This window comes from Bombella intestini (genome assembly GCF_002003665.1).
Taxonomy (GTDB): Bacteria; Pseudomonadota; Alphaproteobacteria; order Acetobacterales; family Acetobacteraceae; genus Bombella; species Bombella intestini.
The window spans coordinates 483,784-498,792 of sequence record NZ_JATM01000001.1; the positions used below are offsets into that span (position 1 = coordinate 483,784).

General features: G+C 55.0%; 13 protein-coding genes and 1 tRNA gene. 5 read left to right on the top strand and 9 right to left on the bottom strand.

All coding sequences use genetic code 11. The features are described from left to right. Nucleotides 1–85 precede the first annotated feature (85 nt). Together AL01_RS02245 and AL01_RS02250 are read left to right on the top strand one after the other, a co-directional pair. Nucleotides 86–1,591: an APC family permease gene (locus AL01_RS02245; RefSeq protein ID WP_077395629.1), complete on the top strand. Its 1,506-nt coding sequence runs from the start codon at nt 86–88 to the stop codon at nt 1,589–1,591. Nucleotides 1,592–1,679: 88 nt separating this feature from the next. After that, nucleotides 1,680–3,227 carry an APC family permease gene (locus tag AL01_RS02250; RefSeq protein ID WP_077395630.1) on the top strand — a complete coding sequence of 516 codons (1,548 nt, stop codon included), beginning with the start codon at nt 1,680–1,682 and terminating at the stop codon, nt 3,225–3,227. A gap of 72 nt (nt 3,228–3,299) precedes the next feature. On the opposite strand, the gene AL01_RS02255 is transcribed toward AL01_RS02250, so the two are convergent. Further along, nucleotides 3,300–4,505 carry a mechanosensitive ion channel family protein gene (locus tag AL01_RS02255; protein ID WP_077395631.1) on the bottom strand — a complete coding sequence of 402 codons (1,206 nt, stop codon included), beginning with the start codon at nt 4,503–4,505 and terminating at the stop codon, nt 3,300–3,302. Nucleotides 4,506–4,688: 183 nt separating this feature from the next. Between AL01_RS02255 and AL01_RS02260 the strand changes: the two genes are divergently transcribed. Then, a tRNA-Met gene (locus tag AL01_RS02260) sits at nt 4,689–4,763 on the top strand. Between the two features lie 175 nt (nt 4,764–4,938). On the opposite strand, the gene AL01_RS02265 is transcribed toward AL01_RS02260, so the two are convergent. Both AL01_RS02265 and prmC read right to left on the bottom strand, forming a co-directional pair. Continuing rightward, nucleotides 4,939–5,394: a DUF4167 domain-containing protein gene (locus AL01_RS02265; RefSeq protein WP_077395632.1), complete on the bottom strand. Its 456-nt coding sequence runs from the start codon at nt 5,392–5,394 to the stop codon at nt 4,939–4,941. Nucleotides 5,395–5,570: 176 nt separating this feature from the next. Next, the gene (gene prmC / locus AL01_RS02270) at nt 5,571–6,434 is read right to left on the bottom strand and encodes a peptide chain release factor N(5)-glutamine methyltransferase (RefSeq protein ID WP_077395633.1); all 864 of its coding nucleotides are present in this window, start codon (nt 6,432–6,434) and stop codon (nt 5,571–5,573) included. A 46-nt stretch (nt 6,435–6,480) separates the two neighbouring features. On the opposite strand from prmC, the gene AL01_RS02275 reads away from it, so the two are divergent. Continuing rightward, nucleotides 6,481–6,969, top strand: coding sequence for a hypothetical protein (locus AL01_RS02275; RefSeq protein WP_077395634.1), 489 nt, complete (start codon nt 6,481–6,483; stop codon nt 6,967–6,969). Nucleotides 6,970–6,989: 20 nt separating this feature from the next. Here AL01_RS02275 and prfA read toward each other — a convergent pair whose 3' ends face one another. The 6 genes from prfA to AL01_RS02305 form a co-directional block, all read right to left on the bottom strand. Continuing rightward, nucleotides 6,990–8,063 (bottom strand): peptide chain release factor 1, encoded by a 1,074-nt coding sequence (prfA, locus tag AL01_RS02280; protein ID WP_077395635.1) that lies wholly within the window; start codon nt 8,061–8,063, stop codon nt 6,990–6,992. Beyond that, nucleotides 8,060–9,310, bottom strand: coding sequence for a histidine--tRNA ligase (gene hisS, locus AL01_RS02285; protein WP_077395636.1), 1,251 nt, complete (start codon nt 9,308–9,310; stop codon nt 8,060–8,062). The genes prfA and hisS overlap by 4 nt, the downstream gene beginning before the upstream one ends. Next, nucleotides 9,310–10,431, bottom strand: a complete 1,122-nt coding sequence (ispG, locus tag AL01_RS02290; RefSeq protein ID WP_077395637.1) for a flavodoxin-dependent (E)-4-hydroxy-3-methylbut-2-enyl-diphosphate synthase — start codon at nt 10,429–10,431, stop codon at nt 9,310–9,312. The genes hisS and ispG overlap by 1 nt, the downstream gene beginning before the upstream one ends. Before the next feature lie 73 nt (nt 10,432–10,504). Beyond that, on the bottom strand, nt 10,505–11,674 hold the full coding sequence (locus AL01_RS02295) for a helix-turn-helix domain-containing protein (RefSeq protein WP_077395638.1): 1,170 nt from the start codon (nt 11,672–11,674) through the stop codon (nt 10,505–10,507). Nucleotides 11,675–11,725: 51 nt separating this feature from the next. Further along, nucleotides 11,726–12,775 (bottom strand): NAD(P)H-dependent flavin oxidoreductase, encoded by a 1,050-nt coding sequence (locus AL01_RS02300; RefSeq protein ID WP_077395639.1) that lies wholly within the window; start codon nt 12,773–12,775, stop codon nt 11,726–11,728. Further along, entirely contained in the window at nt 12,772–14,082 is a 1,311-nt protein-coding gene (locus AL01_RS02305; RefSeq protein WP_077395640.1) for an aspartate kinase, read from the bottom strand. Before AL01_RS02305 ends, AL01_RS02300 begins: the two co-directional genes overlap by 4 nt. Nucleotides 14,083–14,208: 126 nt before the next feature. Here AL01_RS02305 and ubiG point away from each other — a divergent pair, with 126 nt between their 5' ends. Further along, nucleotides 14,209–14,973, top strand: a complete 765-nt coding sequence (ubiG, locus tag AL01_RS02310) for a bifunctional 2-polyprenyl-6-hydroxyphenol methylase/3-demethylubiquinol 3-O-methyltransferase UbiG (RefSeq protein ID WP_077395641.1) — start codon at nt 14,209–14,211, stop codon at nt 14,971–14,973. Nucleotides 14,974–15,009 lie beyond the last annotated feature (36 nt).

Consider the following 15,009-nt stretch of genomic DNA (forward strand, 5'->3'; position numbering starts at 1 on the left):
GCCATGAAAGAAAACATTCCGGTATCATACCGTTTCAGGCCCGTTATGCAGGACTCGTGATCCCTATGCCCCAGCTGGAAACACCATGAACAAGGCACGTCGCAAAACTCTCTCCCAGATTCAATCTGCGGGAGAGCAACACAATTTCAAACGCAGTCTCAGTGCTACGCAACTGCTGCTCATGGGTGTGGGAACGGCCATCGGGGCGGGAGTGTATGTCATCACAGGGACGGCAGCCGCAGAATATGCTGGTCCTTCCGTTCTTCTTTCCTTCCTGATTGCAGCGGCATCCTGCCTATTCACGGCATTCTGCTACGGTGAACTGGCCTCCACTTTCCCTGTTTCCGGGTCGGCTTATGCTTATGCTTATCTCTCCATGGGAGAAAAAATGGCATGGGTGATCGGCTGGCTTCTCCTGCTAGAATACGGCATTGCCGGAACCGCCGTAGCAGCGGGGTTCTCGGGTTACCTGACCTCCCTGCTCAAGGGATGCGGTATTCACCTGCCTGATGTAATCACACAGACCACCTTTCAATCCATACCGCACTCCAGCAGCGGGCTGCTGACCTTCCACCCCAGCATCAATCTGATTGGTCTGGCGGTCATGCTCTTCATCAGTCTGGTTCTTACCCGTGGTATAGAGGCGGCAGCCCGGTTCAATACAGCCTTTGTCAGCATCAAAATTGGTGTTCTGGCACTATTTGTTGGCGTTGGCGTATTCTATCTCCATCCCGCCAATTGGCACCCTTTCATCCCGCCATCTCAGGGCAATTTCCATTTTGGAGTGGCAGGGATTTTTCGAGCAGCCTCGATCATCTTCTTCGCTTATGGTGGGTTTGAAACCGTATCCACCGCTGCGGCGGAAGCGCGCAATCCGACTAGGGATGTGCCTATCGGCATCATCGGTAGTCTCGTCATCTGTACGCTAGTTTATGTCATCGTGGCGGCTATCCTGCTGGGTATCGCCCCTTATCAGATGCTGGATGTAGCCGACCCGCTGGCCGTTGCCACAGGGCTAATCCATAAACCTTGGCTTGCCTTCCTCATCAATGCTGGTGCGACGATCGGTCTCTTCTCCGTACTGATCGGCCTTCTTTATGCCATTTCCCGCATGGTCCATGCCATCAGCCATGATGGCCTCCTGCCCCGCGTCTTCAGTGTCGTGCATCCTCATTTCAGAACCCCTTGGCTGGCCACGTTGATTCTTGGTTTCATCATGGGGCTGATGAGTGCAACCATGCCAATTGCCCTACTAGGAGACCTGCTCTGCATCGGCACCACGCTGGCCTTTGCCATTGTCTGCTTCACCGTCATATGGCAACGCAACAAGGCACCGGATGCACCTCGCCCCTTTCAAGTTCCGCTCGGCGGGATCCGCATCCGGGGGGTCTGGCTAGGGGTCACACCCATGCTCGGGATTTTCTTCTGCCTTTGCATGCTTGTGCCGCTGGGCCTAAACATGCTGCACGTCACACTGCATGGGAATATCATCCCGTTCGTGTTTTTTGTCCTCTATACAGGGTTGGGTTTTGCAACCTACCTGTTCTATGGGCGGCATAATTCCACCATGAAGCATCCACCCTCTTCATAAGCCGTGGCTGTTTTTTCTTAGGCCATACGCTACAACGCCTTCCATCTCTCGCTGACTGTTTCCATTTTCTGGATGATCCACCACTTTTATGAGCAAACATTCCTCCCCCTCTACCAGACGGCGTCGTGATCCACGGCGCAAGACCATGCATCAGATCACGGCAGAGAATGACTCCGTCACGCTCAAAAGAAGTCTAACAGCCACACAACTACTACTCATGGGGGTTGGGACGACCGTTGGTGCGGGCGTCTATGTCATGACCGGAACAGCCGCTGCCGAATATGCTGGCCCTGCCGTACTACTCGCGTTTCTGATTGCAGCGGCAGCATGTCTTTTCACAGCCTTCTGTTATGGGGAATTGGCCTCCACTTTCCCTGTTTCGGGCTCTTCTTACTCTTACGCCTATATCTCCATGGGAGAGCGAGCTGCTTGGCATGTTAGCTGGCTTATGCTGCTAGAATACGGCATTTCCTGCACCGCCGTGGCGGCTGGCCTTTCAGGCTACATGAATTCCCTTCTGGGCATCTTCAACATCCATCTGCCCGTCTGGCTAACCCAGACCAGTCTCCAGCCTGTCCCCGGCTCCGAAGGAACGGCTTTGACGGCAGGTTTCCGGCTGGACCTGATCGGCTTCATTTCTGTTTTGCTGGTTACGGCCCTTCTGGCCCGTGGCGTGGAAGAATCAGCACGTTTCAACTCGCTTGTAGTGGCCTTAAAGATTGGCGTTCTGTTCCTGTTTCTTATCATTGGCGTTAGCTACATCACACCGGCAAACTGGCATCCTTTCATCCCACCAGCTCAGGAACATTTCCACTTCGGGGTGGCGGGTATCTTCCGGGCGGCATCCATCATTTTCTTTGCCTATGGCGGGTTTGAAGCCGTCTCCACAGCCTCCTCGGAGGCCCGCAACCCGACCCGTGATATCCCAATCGGCATTATTGGCAGCCTGCTCATTTGCACACTGATCTATGTAGCTGTGGCGGCTGTCCTGCTGGGAATTGTTCCTTACACCAAACTAAACGTGGCTGATCCACTCGCCGTGGCTACAGAAGCCATGGGCAAGCCGTGGCTAGCCCTGCTCGTGAATGGAGGAGCCACCATTGGTCTATCCTCTGTTCTGCTGGGCCTCATGTATGGGCAGTCCCGTATCCTTCTGACCACCGGACGGGATGGCCTCATTCCCTCCGTCTTCAGCAAAATTCACAAACGCTATCGCACACCTGCTCACGGCACGTTCATCATGGGGGCCATCATCGCCTTGATGACGGCTACCCTTCCCATCGACATCATCAGTGACCTTGTCTCACTGGGCACCGCTCTGGCCTTTGCCATGGTCTGCTTCACCGTCATCTGGCAGCGGAATTACGCCGCTGATACCCGGCGTCCCTTCAGTGTGCCGCTAGGCGGAATCCGCATCCGTGGCTTCTGGATTGGTGTAACGCCTGTTCTGGGGATCATTTTTTGCCTGATTATGATCCTACCTCTGATCTTCAACATGATTCACGCCCTACTGGGTGGTAATCCAGTACCTGTCATTCTACTGGTGACCTACTTCTTGATCGGGGCATTAACCTACCGCTTCTACGGCTATCACAACTCTCGTATGGCCAATCCATCAGCCTCGACAGAGTCGTAAAAAATAAGCCCGTCAGCTCTAGTTAAACTAGAACTGACGGGCCATTCTTCATCTAAAGACGGTTATTACCGATCACCGCTTCCCTTCACGACCACTGCCCGGGCCCATATAACTACCCGGCGGGGGACGATGAACCGGTGGCGAAAGCAACGTATCAGGATCGGTTATATCCAACCGTGCCCCTGTCTCCGGTGAAACAAACGCTACACGCCGCCGCGGCAATGCCTGAGGGAATTTCTCCCGAATACAAGCTATGGCCTTCTCTCGAATGTCACAACGCAGGTCCCAACTCTGCATAGCGTTGCGGGCACTCGCAATGACACGCACAGACATCGCCTGATCCGTACAGTCCGACACCTGAGCATCGAACACCTTACCATCCCAGAGCGGGCAATTTCGTACAATTTCCCGCAGCATATCCCGAATCTCATCCATCGGGGCATCATAATCGAGCCACAGAAACACAACGCCTGTTATGGCAGCGGAGTTATGTGTCCAGTTTTCAAACCGATTTTCCAAAAAATAAGAAATAGGCACGATATGCCGCCGCCAGTCCCAGACACGCAGCACGACATAAGTCGCCGTAATCTCTTCCACCCAGCACCAGTCCCCGTTGATGACGACCAAGTCTTCCATACGGATGGGCTGGGTAATGGCAATCTGCACACCGGCAATCAGATTCGTGAGCAACCCACGGGCTGACAGACCAACAATCAGCGATGCCGCCCCCGCAGAGGCAAAGAGCGAGACACCGTATTGCTTGACCGATGGAAACAGCATCAGGGCCGAGGCAACGGTGATAAGGCCGATCAAGATTTCACCCAGCCGGCGAAGAACCTTGATCTGCGTCTGATGCGCACGGGCCATGATATCATCAGCATAATCAAGCCGCGCTAAACGATTCAGATAAGCCTCTGACAGCAAACGAAACATGCTGATGAGCGAAAAGCCAAAAACAAGAATCAGCAAAAAGAAGAAAAACAGCCGGAGGTTCTGCTCCTCCTCATACGAGAAACCCGTTGCGGCTGGCAGCGCTGCCAATAAGGTCAACAATGTGACCATAATCTGCATGGGCCGCCGTAGTGCACTGACAGTATTGCGAATCATGGCCCCGCTACGTGTACCGGGGATGCGTAGAATCAATGCACTTGCCCCATGCCCCGCATAGAACGCTGTCAGGCCGACGATAACGAGCATCAGAACTGACACAAACGCAGGCGGTAGCCAGGAGAGCGCATTGCTGAATGCAAAGAGAATATTTGTGAAATGTTGGGACAAAAGGAAACGGCCTCTGACTGAAGGTTCAACACGCCATCAGCGGAAAATGACAGCCCTGCCGCAGGAAGTGAATAGAAAACAACAAAAAAACATGATGATATTTCCCCACCCCTGTTGACTTCTGCCCCCGGCTGCCATAAAAGCACCCTCATCGGAAGGCAAACGCCTTCTAGAGGACATGATGGCGGCGTAGCTCAGTGGTAGAGCAGGGGAATCATAATCCCTTGGTCGGCGGTTCAAATCCGTCCGCCGCTACCATCTCTCCTCCCCTTTCCCCAAAAAATCTTCATAAAATAAGGCGTTACGTCAGGCGTAGCTTAGACGGGCCCAACGAATCATATCGCTATCCCCTGATGATGCGTAGCAGGTGTAAAAAAAGCAGGCCGATATAAACCGACCTGCTCTTCTTATAACCTGCTCGTGAGAAGGACCTTCAATCCTCGTCGTCTTGCTCCACCTCTTCTTCACGCTTCTCAGCACGCCGACGCCGTTCCGGCTGGCGACGCTCACTTGCGGGAGCCGGAGCTTCCTCGTCGTCCTGCTCCTGCCGTTCCCTGCGTTCCTGCCGGGCCTGCTCGTAATTACGCTGCCGCTCAGCACGCTCCTGCTGAGCAGCTTGAGCTGCCTGATTCATGGCATTGAGCACACGGAAATAATGTTCAGCATGCTGAAAATAAGCCTCTGCCTGCACACGGTCACCGGTGCCGGTCGCATCACGACCAAGCTGGAGATATTTCTCAAACAGCTGCTGGGCAGTACCACGAATGCGCAGATCAGGCCCGTTGCTCTCAAAAACATGATTCCGGTTCAGCGGAATCTGACCATTATTGCCACGGGATGCTCCTCCACCGCCGCCTGAACGATGATGACGGTTCCTCATTCGCTTCATATTTTCAAACCCGCAATCTTGTCACAATGGCGCTATTAGCAGCCAATCTGCCGCTTCTTCCCATATTGTCCGAAGAAACATCACTCTCAGAGGAAACGACACTTTACCGTTTGACTGACAGCCATCACTGTAATGCTGTCCATCCCCTGCATTTTCCTGTGGTAATCTATCAGGCATCAGCCCATAAGCCAACTGCTTTCCTTAGAAAAGGCAAGAACGAGGGCACGTTCCACACCGCCCAAATCCTTCCTACACTCCAGCACCGTAAGACCTTCTGCTTCTGCTAGCTCGGTGACGGCCTGTGTCTGCCCTATTCCCAGCTCCAATACGGCACAACCACCTTCTGCAAGCAAACGTGGCAGGCTTTTACATAAGATCCTATAAGCCGTTAGCCCGTCATCCCCACCATCCAGCGCCCGATGCGGCTCATACACCGCTACATCCGGCATCAGCCGGGCCATATCCGCATGTTCAATGTAAGGCGGGTTAGACAGAACAACATCAAACTGCCCCCTCACAGCCGCAGCCCAGTCTCCTGCCATAAAATCCGCCCGGTCCGACAGGCCGTTACGGCGTGCATTCTGTTGCGCTAGAGCGGCGGCGGCCGGTGCAATATCGACCCCCAGCCCCCAGGCCTGCGGATACTCGCTCAATGCGGCCAGCAGCAGACATCCTGTTCCAGTACCGAGGTCTAAGACAGACCGGACAGCCTGCCGGTCCCGCCGGTGATCTAGCAGAGCCTCCAGCAATGTCTCACTATCCCCACGGGGAATGAGAGTTTCCGGCGAGACATACAAGTCCAGCGTCCAGAACCCCTGCTCCCCAATGATGAAGGCAACTGGCTCCCGTTGACTGCGCCGTTGGATCGCAGCCTGAAATTTTTCCGCTACTTCATCCGGAACATCATCCCGCTGCATCAGTTCCATTCGGGTCCAACCACAAGCCCAACAGAGCAACAAACGGGCCTCTGACGCTGCCTCTTCTATCCCGGCCTGAAAAAGTCTCTCCCTCGCCTGTTCCAAAAGATTTATTTTACGCATAGACGCTATCCCTGATCGACCACTTTCTCACTCAGGAAGACCAGACATGACATCATCCCGTTTCCTGCGTTCTCTGCTCTTTCCTCTCGGCCTCAGCGCCTTGCTGATTCCCGCTGCGAAAAGTGAAGCCATCAACCCCATGCCGGATGGACCAACCGGAGGGAGCTTTACCGTCCATGATGGTCGGGCCTCTGATGAAGTATCAGAATCCACTCGCCTCTATCTCAATGGCCATCTGGCGGCAACATTCCGTCTTGATCTGGCCCATGCCGATGACACCGCCACAATCCCCCTACCATTGGGCCGTGTTGATATTCCTTACACACTCTGCGGCACTGTAACGGTCATGCATGATGGCCATGCCGAAACCCGGGATGTCAGCGGGGAAGGTATTCTCCACAATCCAGACGGCCATTATTTTGAAGCTGTTGGCAGTGAGAACTTCAAGGATTTCTTCCTGATGGATGAAACCGACCTATCGGCCGCCGACCATCGCAATGGTGCCTCCTCCCGCTGCGTATCCTCCACCAGCTAATCAACGGGATAGACCATCCCTCAGGGGCTACCGATTTCCTCCGCCAACAAGGCCATTTGCTCGTGATGGGTCAGAGCGTTGACAATCTCATCAAACTCACCCCCCATAACCTGATCAATCTTATAGAGCGTCAGATTAATACGGTGGTCGGTTACCCGGCCCTGAGGGAAATTATAAGTCCGTATCCGCTCGGAACGGTCGCCCGTGCCAACCTGCGATTTTCTATCTGCTGCCCGGTTGTCGTGTGCTTTCTGACGCTCTGCCTCATAGAGGCGAGCACGCAGAATCTGCATGGCCTTCGCCTTATTGCGATGCTGGCTCTTTTCTTCCTGCATAGCCACCACAACACCCGTTGGCAGATGTGTAATACGGACGGCACTCTCCGTCTTGTTCACATGCTGCCCACCCGCACCGGAAGCCCGGAAGACATCAATCCGCAGGTCTTCTTCATTCACCTGCACATCAACCTCCTCAGCTTCTGGCAGCACAGCTACAGTTACTGTTGAGGTATGAATCCGTCCCTGATTTTCCGTGGCGGGGACACGCTGGACACGATGCACACCGGACTCATATTTGAAGCGAGCAAACACACCCCGTCCGGTGATGGTGGCCATCCCTTCCCGGATACCGGACAGGTCACTTTCTGTCAGGGACATGACCTCAAAACGCCAGCCGTTGGCCTCGGCAAAACGACGATAGGCTTCAAAAAGTTCCGCAGCGAAAAGGGCTGCTTCATCTCCACCAGCAGCGGGGCGAACCTCCAGAATGGCACTACGCTCATCAGCGTCATCCCGCGGTAGAAGTGCTAGCTGCATGCTCTGCTCTAGGGCTGGCATGTCCGCTTCGACCTCTTCCAACTCCAGCCGGGCTAGCTCCCGCATCTCTGGGTCCTGCATTAAGGCCTGCGCCTCTTTCTGGCGTCTCTGCGCCGCCTGCCAAGCCCGGATAGCCTCCACGGGTTTTTCCATAGCGGCATAGTCCCGGGAAAGACGAACGAACTCCTCCCCGCTCGCCTCCCCAGAGGCCATCATTGCCTGCATTTCCTCAAAGCGGGCAATGATCTGTTCCAGCTTATGCTCTATAGCCGCACTCATGAGGCCCGGGCACGCTCCAGCACAGAAACGATATCCGCCACGGGTACCTCTTCCTGCTCCCGTGAGGCCAGATGACGCAGCTGCACAACATCCCGTGCCAGATCATCATCCCCAAGGAAAAGAGCATGAGACGCACCAGACTGTACAATGCGATCCATGCGTTTCTTCATGTTTCCTCGTGTCTCGATCGAAACGGACAGGCCACTATCCCGCAGAGAGCGAGAAATAGACGCCGCCTTAAGCAGGGCCGCATCTCCCATGGGCAGAATAGCCACATCGCTAACGTCAGCCACTGGGGCCTCAATCAGAGCAGCAAGCCGCTCAACACCCGCTGCCCAACCGATACAAGGCACGGCAGGGCCGCCCATCTCTTCAACAAGCCCCTCATACCGGCCACCAGCCAGCACAGTGCCCTGCGCCCCCAGCTTATCTGTGACAAACTCGAACACAGTGTGACTGTAATAATCCAGCCCACGGACGATCCGAGGATTTTCTACAAATGCAACCCCAAACGCCTCCAGAGCGGCTTTCAGCTCGTTCCAAAAGGTACGGGATTCGTCATTGAGGTAATCATCAAAAGCTGGTGCATCAGCCAGCAGGGCCCTGTCCTGCTCTGCCTTGCTATCCAGAATCCGCAAAGGATTGATTTCAAGCCGTGAACGGCTGTCTTCAGAGAGACGGTCCTCATGTTGACGGAAATAGGCCACCAGAGCTTCACGCCACGCCATACGGCTCGCCTTATCGCCCAGCGTATTCAGCTCAAGCCGCAGATCATCCCCCAAACCAAGCGCCACGAGAAAATCCCGGGCCATGGCGATAATCTCAGCATCACGGAAGGGGCTTTCCGCACCGATCAGCTCCGCACCGATCTGATGAAACTGACGGAAACGCCCCTTCTGTGGCCGCTCATACCGGAACATCGGACCGGTATAGAAAATCTTCTGCGGAAGGGCCTGCGTCAGGGAGTTAGAGACCAGCGCACGAGCTACACCCGCTGTCCCTTCTGGACGAAGGGTCAGGCTCTCCCCCCCACGATCTTCAAAGGTATACATCTCCTTTGAGACAACATCTGAACTTTCCCCCAGAGACCGGGCGAAAACGTGTGTATCCTCAAAGATAGGCGTTGCCCACTGGCTGAAACCATAGCGATGGAAAATCGTTTTTCCCATCCCCGTGACCTTCTGGTGGCGGCGCATATCTTCACCCAGAAGGTCTTTTGTTCCCCGTGGCGGCCGGAAGCGTGCCATCAGTGCGCTGCCTTCTCGGCGGTTCCTGCCTCAATGGCAGCCACACGAGCTTCTACCAGTTCCACAATATGTTCAATCATGTTCTCAGCAGGCATCGTATGATCCTGTTTACCGGCTGCATAGACCATGTGTCGGCCAGAGCCGCCACCTGTCACGCCAATATCGGTCATCAGTGCTTCACCCGGACCATTGACCACACACCCGATGATGGAAAGTGTCAGAGGCGTTTTGATATGCTGGAGACGATCTTCCAATGTCTGGACTGTATCCACCACATTGAAGCCCTGACGGGCACAAGATGGGCAGGAGATGATCTTCACACCACGATGACGCAAGCCGAGCGACTTAAGGATATCCCATCCCACCAGCACCTCTTCTTCTGGAGGAGCAGAAAGGGAAACACGCATCGTATCACCCACACCAGCCCAGAGAAGATTACCAAGGCCAAGTGCGGACTTCACTGTCCCTGCCCGCTTGGAGCCTGCTTCAGTAATACCGATATGTAACGGGTGGTCACAGCAGGCAGCCAGCTGTTTATAAGCTTCCACCGCCATGAAGACATCAGAAGCCTTCACGCTGATCTTGAATTCATGGAAGTCATGATCCTCAAGAATCTTTGCGTGTTCCAGTGCACTCTCCACCAGAGCTTCCGGCTTCGGCTCACCGTACTTCTCCAGCAGGTGACGCTCCAGCGAGCCAGCATTCACACCAATACGGATGGAACAACCATGATCACGAGCCGCCTTGACGACCTCACGCACACGGTCGGCACTACCGATATTACCCGGATTGATACGCAGGCAAGCTGCACCAGCCGCAGCTGCCTCGATAGCCCGCTTATAGTGGAAGTGAATATCCGCCACGATCGGCGCATTAACTTCCTCTACGATGGTTTTTAGGGCCTTGGTGCTTCCCTCATCAGGACAGGATACACGGACGATATCCACGCCAGCCATTTCAGCTTTGCGGATCTGAGCAATCGTTCCTTCAATATCCGTTGTTAGCGTGTTGGTCATGGTCTGCACCGAAACCGGCGCATCACCACCAACGGCAACATTACCAACATAGATCTTCCGTGATTTACGGCGTTCAATATGCTGATAGGGACGTAAACTGCTCATCAATAACCTCTCCGGGTCCTGACTGGACTGACCCATGATTGACGTGACCGCCTACACGAACGGTCACAGGATTTTACTGGCTGCGTTTATCCGCTGCTTCCGGTGCTGCGGTCACCCCAGTGGCGAGAGAACCATATCCATAATGGCCCTGCTCCACAGATGCCGCATCGACTGTCACATTACGAACAACCCTGCCGCGCAGCCCTAGGGGAGCGCTTACAACATTCCCCGCCTGAAAAACAACACCCCCGGCATTACCGCTGGTAACATGATAGGTCTCCCCAGCATTGCCCTGCCAGCTCTCCCCCTTCTTCAACACTCGGGCCAACAAAGACTTCCCAGAAGCATCAGTAATCTGCACCCAGCTATCTTCACGAACCAGAAGCTCGACCCGATCGCCTGCATCCTGATTCGGAGTTGAAGCTGTCTGTGTTGGCGCAGATGATTGAAATGGAGCCTTGGGGACTTCCGGTACAGGCTGCACAGAAGGAACAGAAGCTCCCGCAGGAACATCAGCCGGATGATCCCCCCCACCAGTATGGGAAACATCATTGCCCGCAGCATCAACGGTAGAAGGCACTGCTGTTGCCGATGGAGAAACGACTTCCGGTGCTGGCGGCAGATCAGGCGTATCTTTCGCCCCATCATCGGGTTTGGTCGCCGCTTCCTGCGCCCCGGTAGGTGCGGAAACTGCCCCAGACGGGACCGTTACGGGCTGGGTAGCTGGAGCCTGAGCGGCCTGCTGAGGGGCAGCCGGTGAGACCGCAGCGTGTGGAACCTCGGCATTATCGGCCAGATGAGACGGCATTATGGACGAAGCGAGCTGCCCGTGGGAGGAGAAATGATACCACCCTGCATATCCCCCAGCGATGACAACCAGCCCAATACCCAGCAGCGCCCAAAGCCCCGCCGAACGTCCTTCTTGCGGGCCGGGGAGAGTCAGATGAACGGTCTGACGCTTTGGCGTAAGAGCAGAAAGCTCACGCTTCGCCTGCTGTATAAGCTCCTCGCTCTCCATCCCCAGCAGGCAAGCATAGCTCTTGATAAAACCAAGCGCATAAACTGCGTCTGGCAAGTCGGAATAGCGGCCGCTCTCGATAGCCTGAAGCGTTGCAAGCCGTACCTTTAGATAGGCCTCAACATCCTCTAGCCTCCAGCCCAGCTCCTTACGCCGAGCCATCAAGCGCCCCCCAAGAGTGGCAGATGACTGGCCGGCCATATCCTGCCTCGTTTTATCGTCCATCACGTCACCCCCTCTTCCTCATATAACCAGACCTTCAGTCCGAAGGTAGCGTTACTGTGCAGGCTCCGCATGGATACGCCGCTCACGCCTCTGAAGCGCTTCCACAGCCTGATCCACCAGAGTATTGATGATGTCTGCTACCGGCCTGATTTCCTTAACCATTCCGACAGACTGACCGGCCATCATGGAGCCGTTTTCCACGTCCCCTTCAATAACGGCACGCCGCAGGGCCCCAGCCCAGAAATGTTCAATCTCCAGCTGAGCTGCCTCCCGCTCGATCTCTCCCTTACGGAAACGCTCGATCACATCAGCCTGATGGGTCATGAAATGGCGTGTCGCAGCATTAGAAAGGCCACGCACCGGGATAACCGGGAAACGCTCATCCAGCTGCACGGACATCACGGCATCACGAGCATTTCCTCGGCGGAAGGCCTCCTTAAAGCGTTCGTGGGCAATGCTTTCCTTAGAGGCAGCAAAGACCGTTCCAAACTGCCCGCCAGCAGCCCCCTGCTCCAGATAAGACAGAACCGCATCACCACGACCAAGACCACCGGCCACGAACACGGGAACCTCTGTAATATTGGGAAGGATTTCCTGCGCCAGAACATTCAAAGATACTGGCCCGACATGCCCGCCTGCTTCGGAGCCCTCAATAACAAGAGCTTCGATCCCCAGCTTCACGAGCCGCTTACCCAGAGCCAGCGCAGGCGCAAACCCCATGACCCGTGCCCCGCCGTCACGCACCCGCCGGATGGTAGCACCAGTCGGCACGCCACCAGCCAGCACGACATGCGTCACCTTATGGGCAAGGCAAACATCCACGAGCGCATCTAGCTTCGGGTGCATAGTAATGAGATTCACACCGAAGGGCTTATCCGTCAGTGCCTGAGTGGCGACAATCTCTTCCTCAAGGCGTTCTGGCTCCATCGCCCCACAGGCGATCACTCCGAAACCACCTGCATTAGAAATAGCTGAAACCAAATTGCGCTCACTCACCCATGACATGGCACCGCCAAGAAGAGCATAGCGGCTGCCCAGAAAGTCACATCCCGGCTTCCAAAGCTGATCCAGCGTTTCGCGTGCGTTCATTGTCCCACTCATGCCCCTGCTCCTTCGGCCGCATCCAGCCCGTAGGCCGTATGCAGCGCCCGCATGGCCAACTCCATATATTCTGCATCAATCAGAACGGAAATCTTAATTTCGCTCGTAGAAATCACCTGCAGGTTGATTCCTTTTTCTGCCAATGTCCGGAACATAGTGGTCGCCACACCCGTGTTGGAGCGCATACCCACACCGACCACACTGATCTTTGCAACATTCTTGGAAGTATTCAGGTCCCCATAACCAATCTCGGGGCGCATTTCTTCCAGAATCTGGCAAGCCCGGTCTTCATCTCCCTTGCTAACAGTAAAGGTCATGTTCGTGCTACGATCCGCACCGATGCTCTGCACGATCATATCCACATTCAGTCCCGCAGCGGAGAGGGGTTCAAATATTCTTGCTGCAATGCCCGGCTCATCAGGCACCTGCCGGATGGTGATCTTCGCATCATCCATGGAATACGCAATACCGGTCACCAGCTTCTTTTCCACGCTTTCGTCCTCATCCACTACAATGGTTCCGCTGTTCTCATCCGTCTCCACGAAGGAGGACAGAACACGCACATGCACCTTTTCCCGCATGGCCAGCCCCACGCTGCGGGTCTGAAGAACCTTGGCACCGACAGAGGCCAGCTCCAGCATTTCTTCATAAGTAATCTGCTCAAGACGGCGGGCCTGCTTCACGATACGCGGGTCGGTCGTATAGATACCATCCACGTCCGTATAAATATCACACTGATCAGCCTTGATCGCAGCAGCCAGTGCTACAGCAGAAGTATCGGAGCCACCCCGCCCCAGCGTGGCAATGCGCCCTTTGGCATCCACGCCTTGAAAGCCTGCAATCACAGGCACGATACCCTGATCCATACACTGGCGCAGAGCCGTTCCATCTACATTCTCGATAGCGGCGCAACCGTGCATCTCATCAGTCAACAAGGGAATCTGCCACCCTTGGAATGAACGAGCCGGCACGCCCAGCGCTCCCAGAGCGATAGCAAGCAAACCACTTGTCACCTGCTCGCCCGAGGCCACCACGGCATCATATTCCGCCGGGTCTGCCTGCGCATTCAGCGTGCGGCAATAATCTACCATCTGGTTGGTCACGCCTGACATAGCGGAAACAACCACCGCCACACGCTGACCTTTGGCTCTTTCCTTCCGGACCTTCTCCGCTACAATGCGGATACGTTCTAGGTCTTTGACGGACGTCCCGCCAAACTTCATTACGACCGTACGGGGGGCCGACCGACCTGAGAAAGCACTATCAGCAGATCGTGCTGCATCATCCGAACAGTCGTGTATAGACATCGGGCAGAAAGCTCCAAGAATAAGGCTATCATTACATAAATATCCGTTTCACATAGCTCTCCTGCTCTTTCACGTCTAGCCACAACATGGCAGAAAAGCACCATGAAAGCCGGGAGGAGCGTCAGAATGCCTGTTTCATCACCTTCACCATCTAGCGAGCCACACAAAGAAACATCATCTGTTATCGATGATGAAATCAATCAGTTCAGTGCGCTTGCGAAAGACTGGTGGAATCCAAAGGGTCCCATGGCGCCACTCCATGCCATGAACCCCCTACGAACCTCTTGGATCGTCAAACATCTTCCCACTTCACTGTTTCAGCAGCCCGAACCACCAACCCTGCTAGACATCGGTTGTGGGGCTGGACTGGCAAGTGAACGCTTTGCCTCCTTAGGGTTTGACACACTAGGAGTTGATGCCAGTGAAGATGGCATACAAGCTGCTAAGGCACATAAGAGCCTCCATCCCCTCCCCCCTCAGGCGGCTCCATTGCATTATCTATGTGGCAATGCAGAAACCCTTCTTGATGAGGGGCGGCAATTTGATGTGGTCTCGGCACTAGAAGTCATTGAACATGTGAGAGACCCTCAGGTCTTTCTTTCCCTACTGGCGAGGCTCACCAAAAAAGGTGGCTATGTTGCCGTCTCTACTATGGACCGTAGTCTGCGTTCCTTCCTCATGGCCAAGCTAGGGGCAGAATATGTGCTGCGCCTCCTCCCTGTCGGCACCCATGACTGGAGAAAGTTCATCCGCCCGGCAGAGCTAGACAGCATGGCCCGACAAGCGGGGCTTCGGCTACTAGACCTGAAGGGCCTCTCCTACCGCCCGCCACACTGGCGGGAAAGCCATGATACCAGCATCAATTACATTGCCCTCTTTCAGAAAGACTGACCAAAAAGAAAGGCGCCACAAACGGGCGCCTTTCCT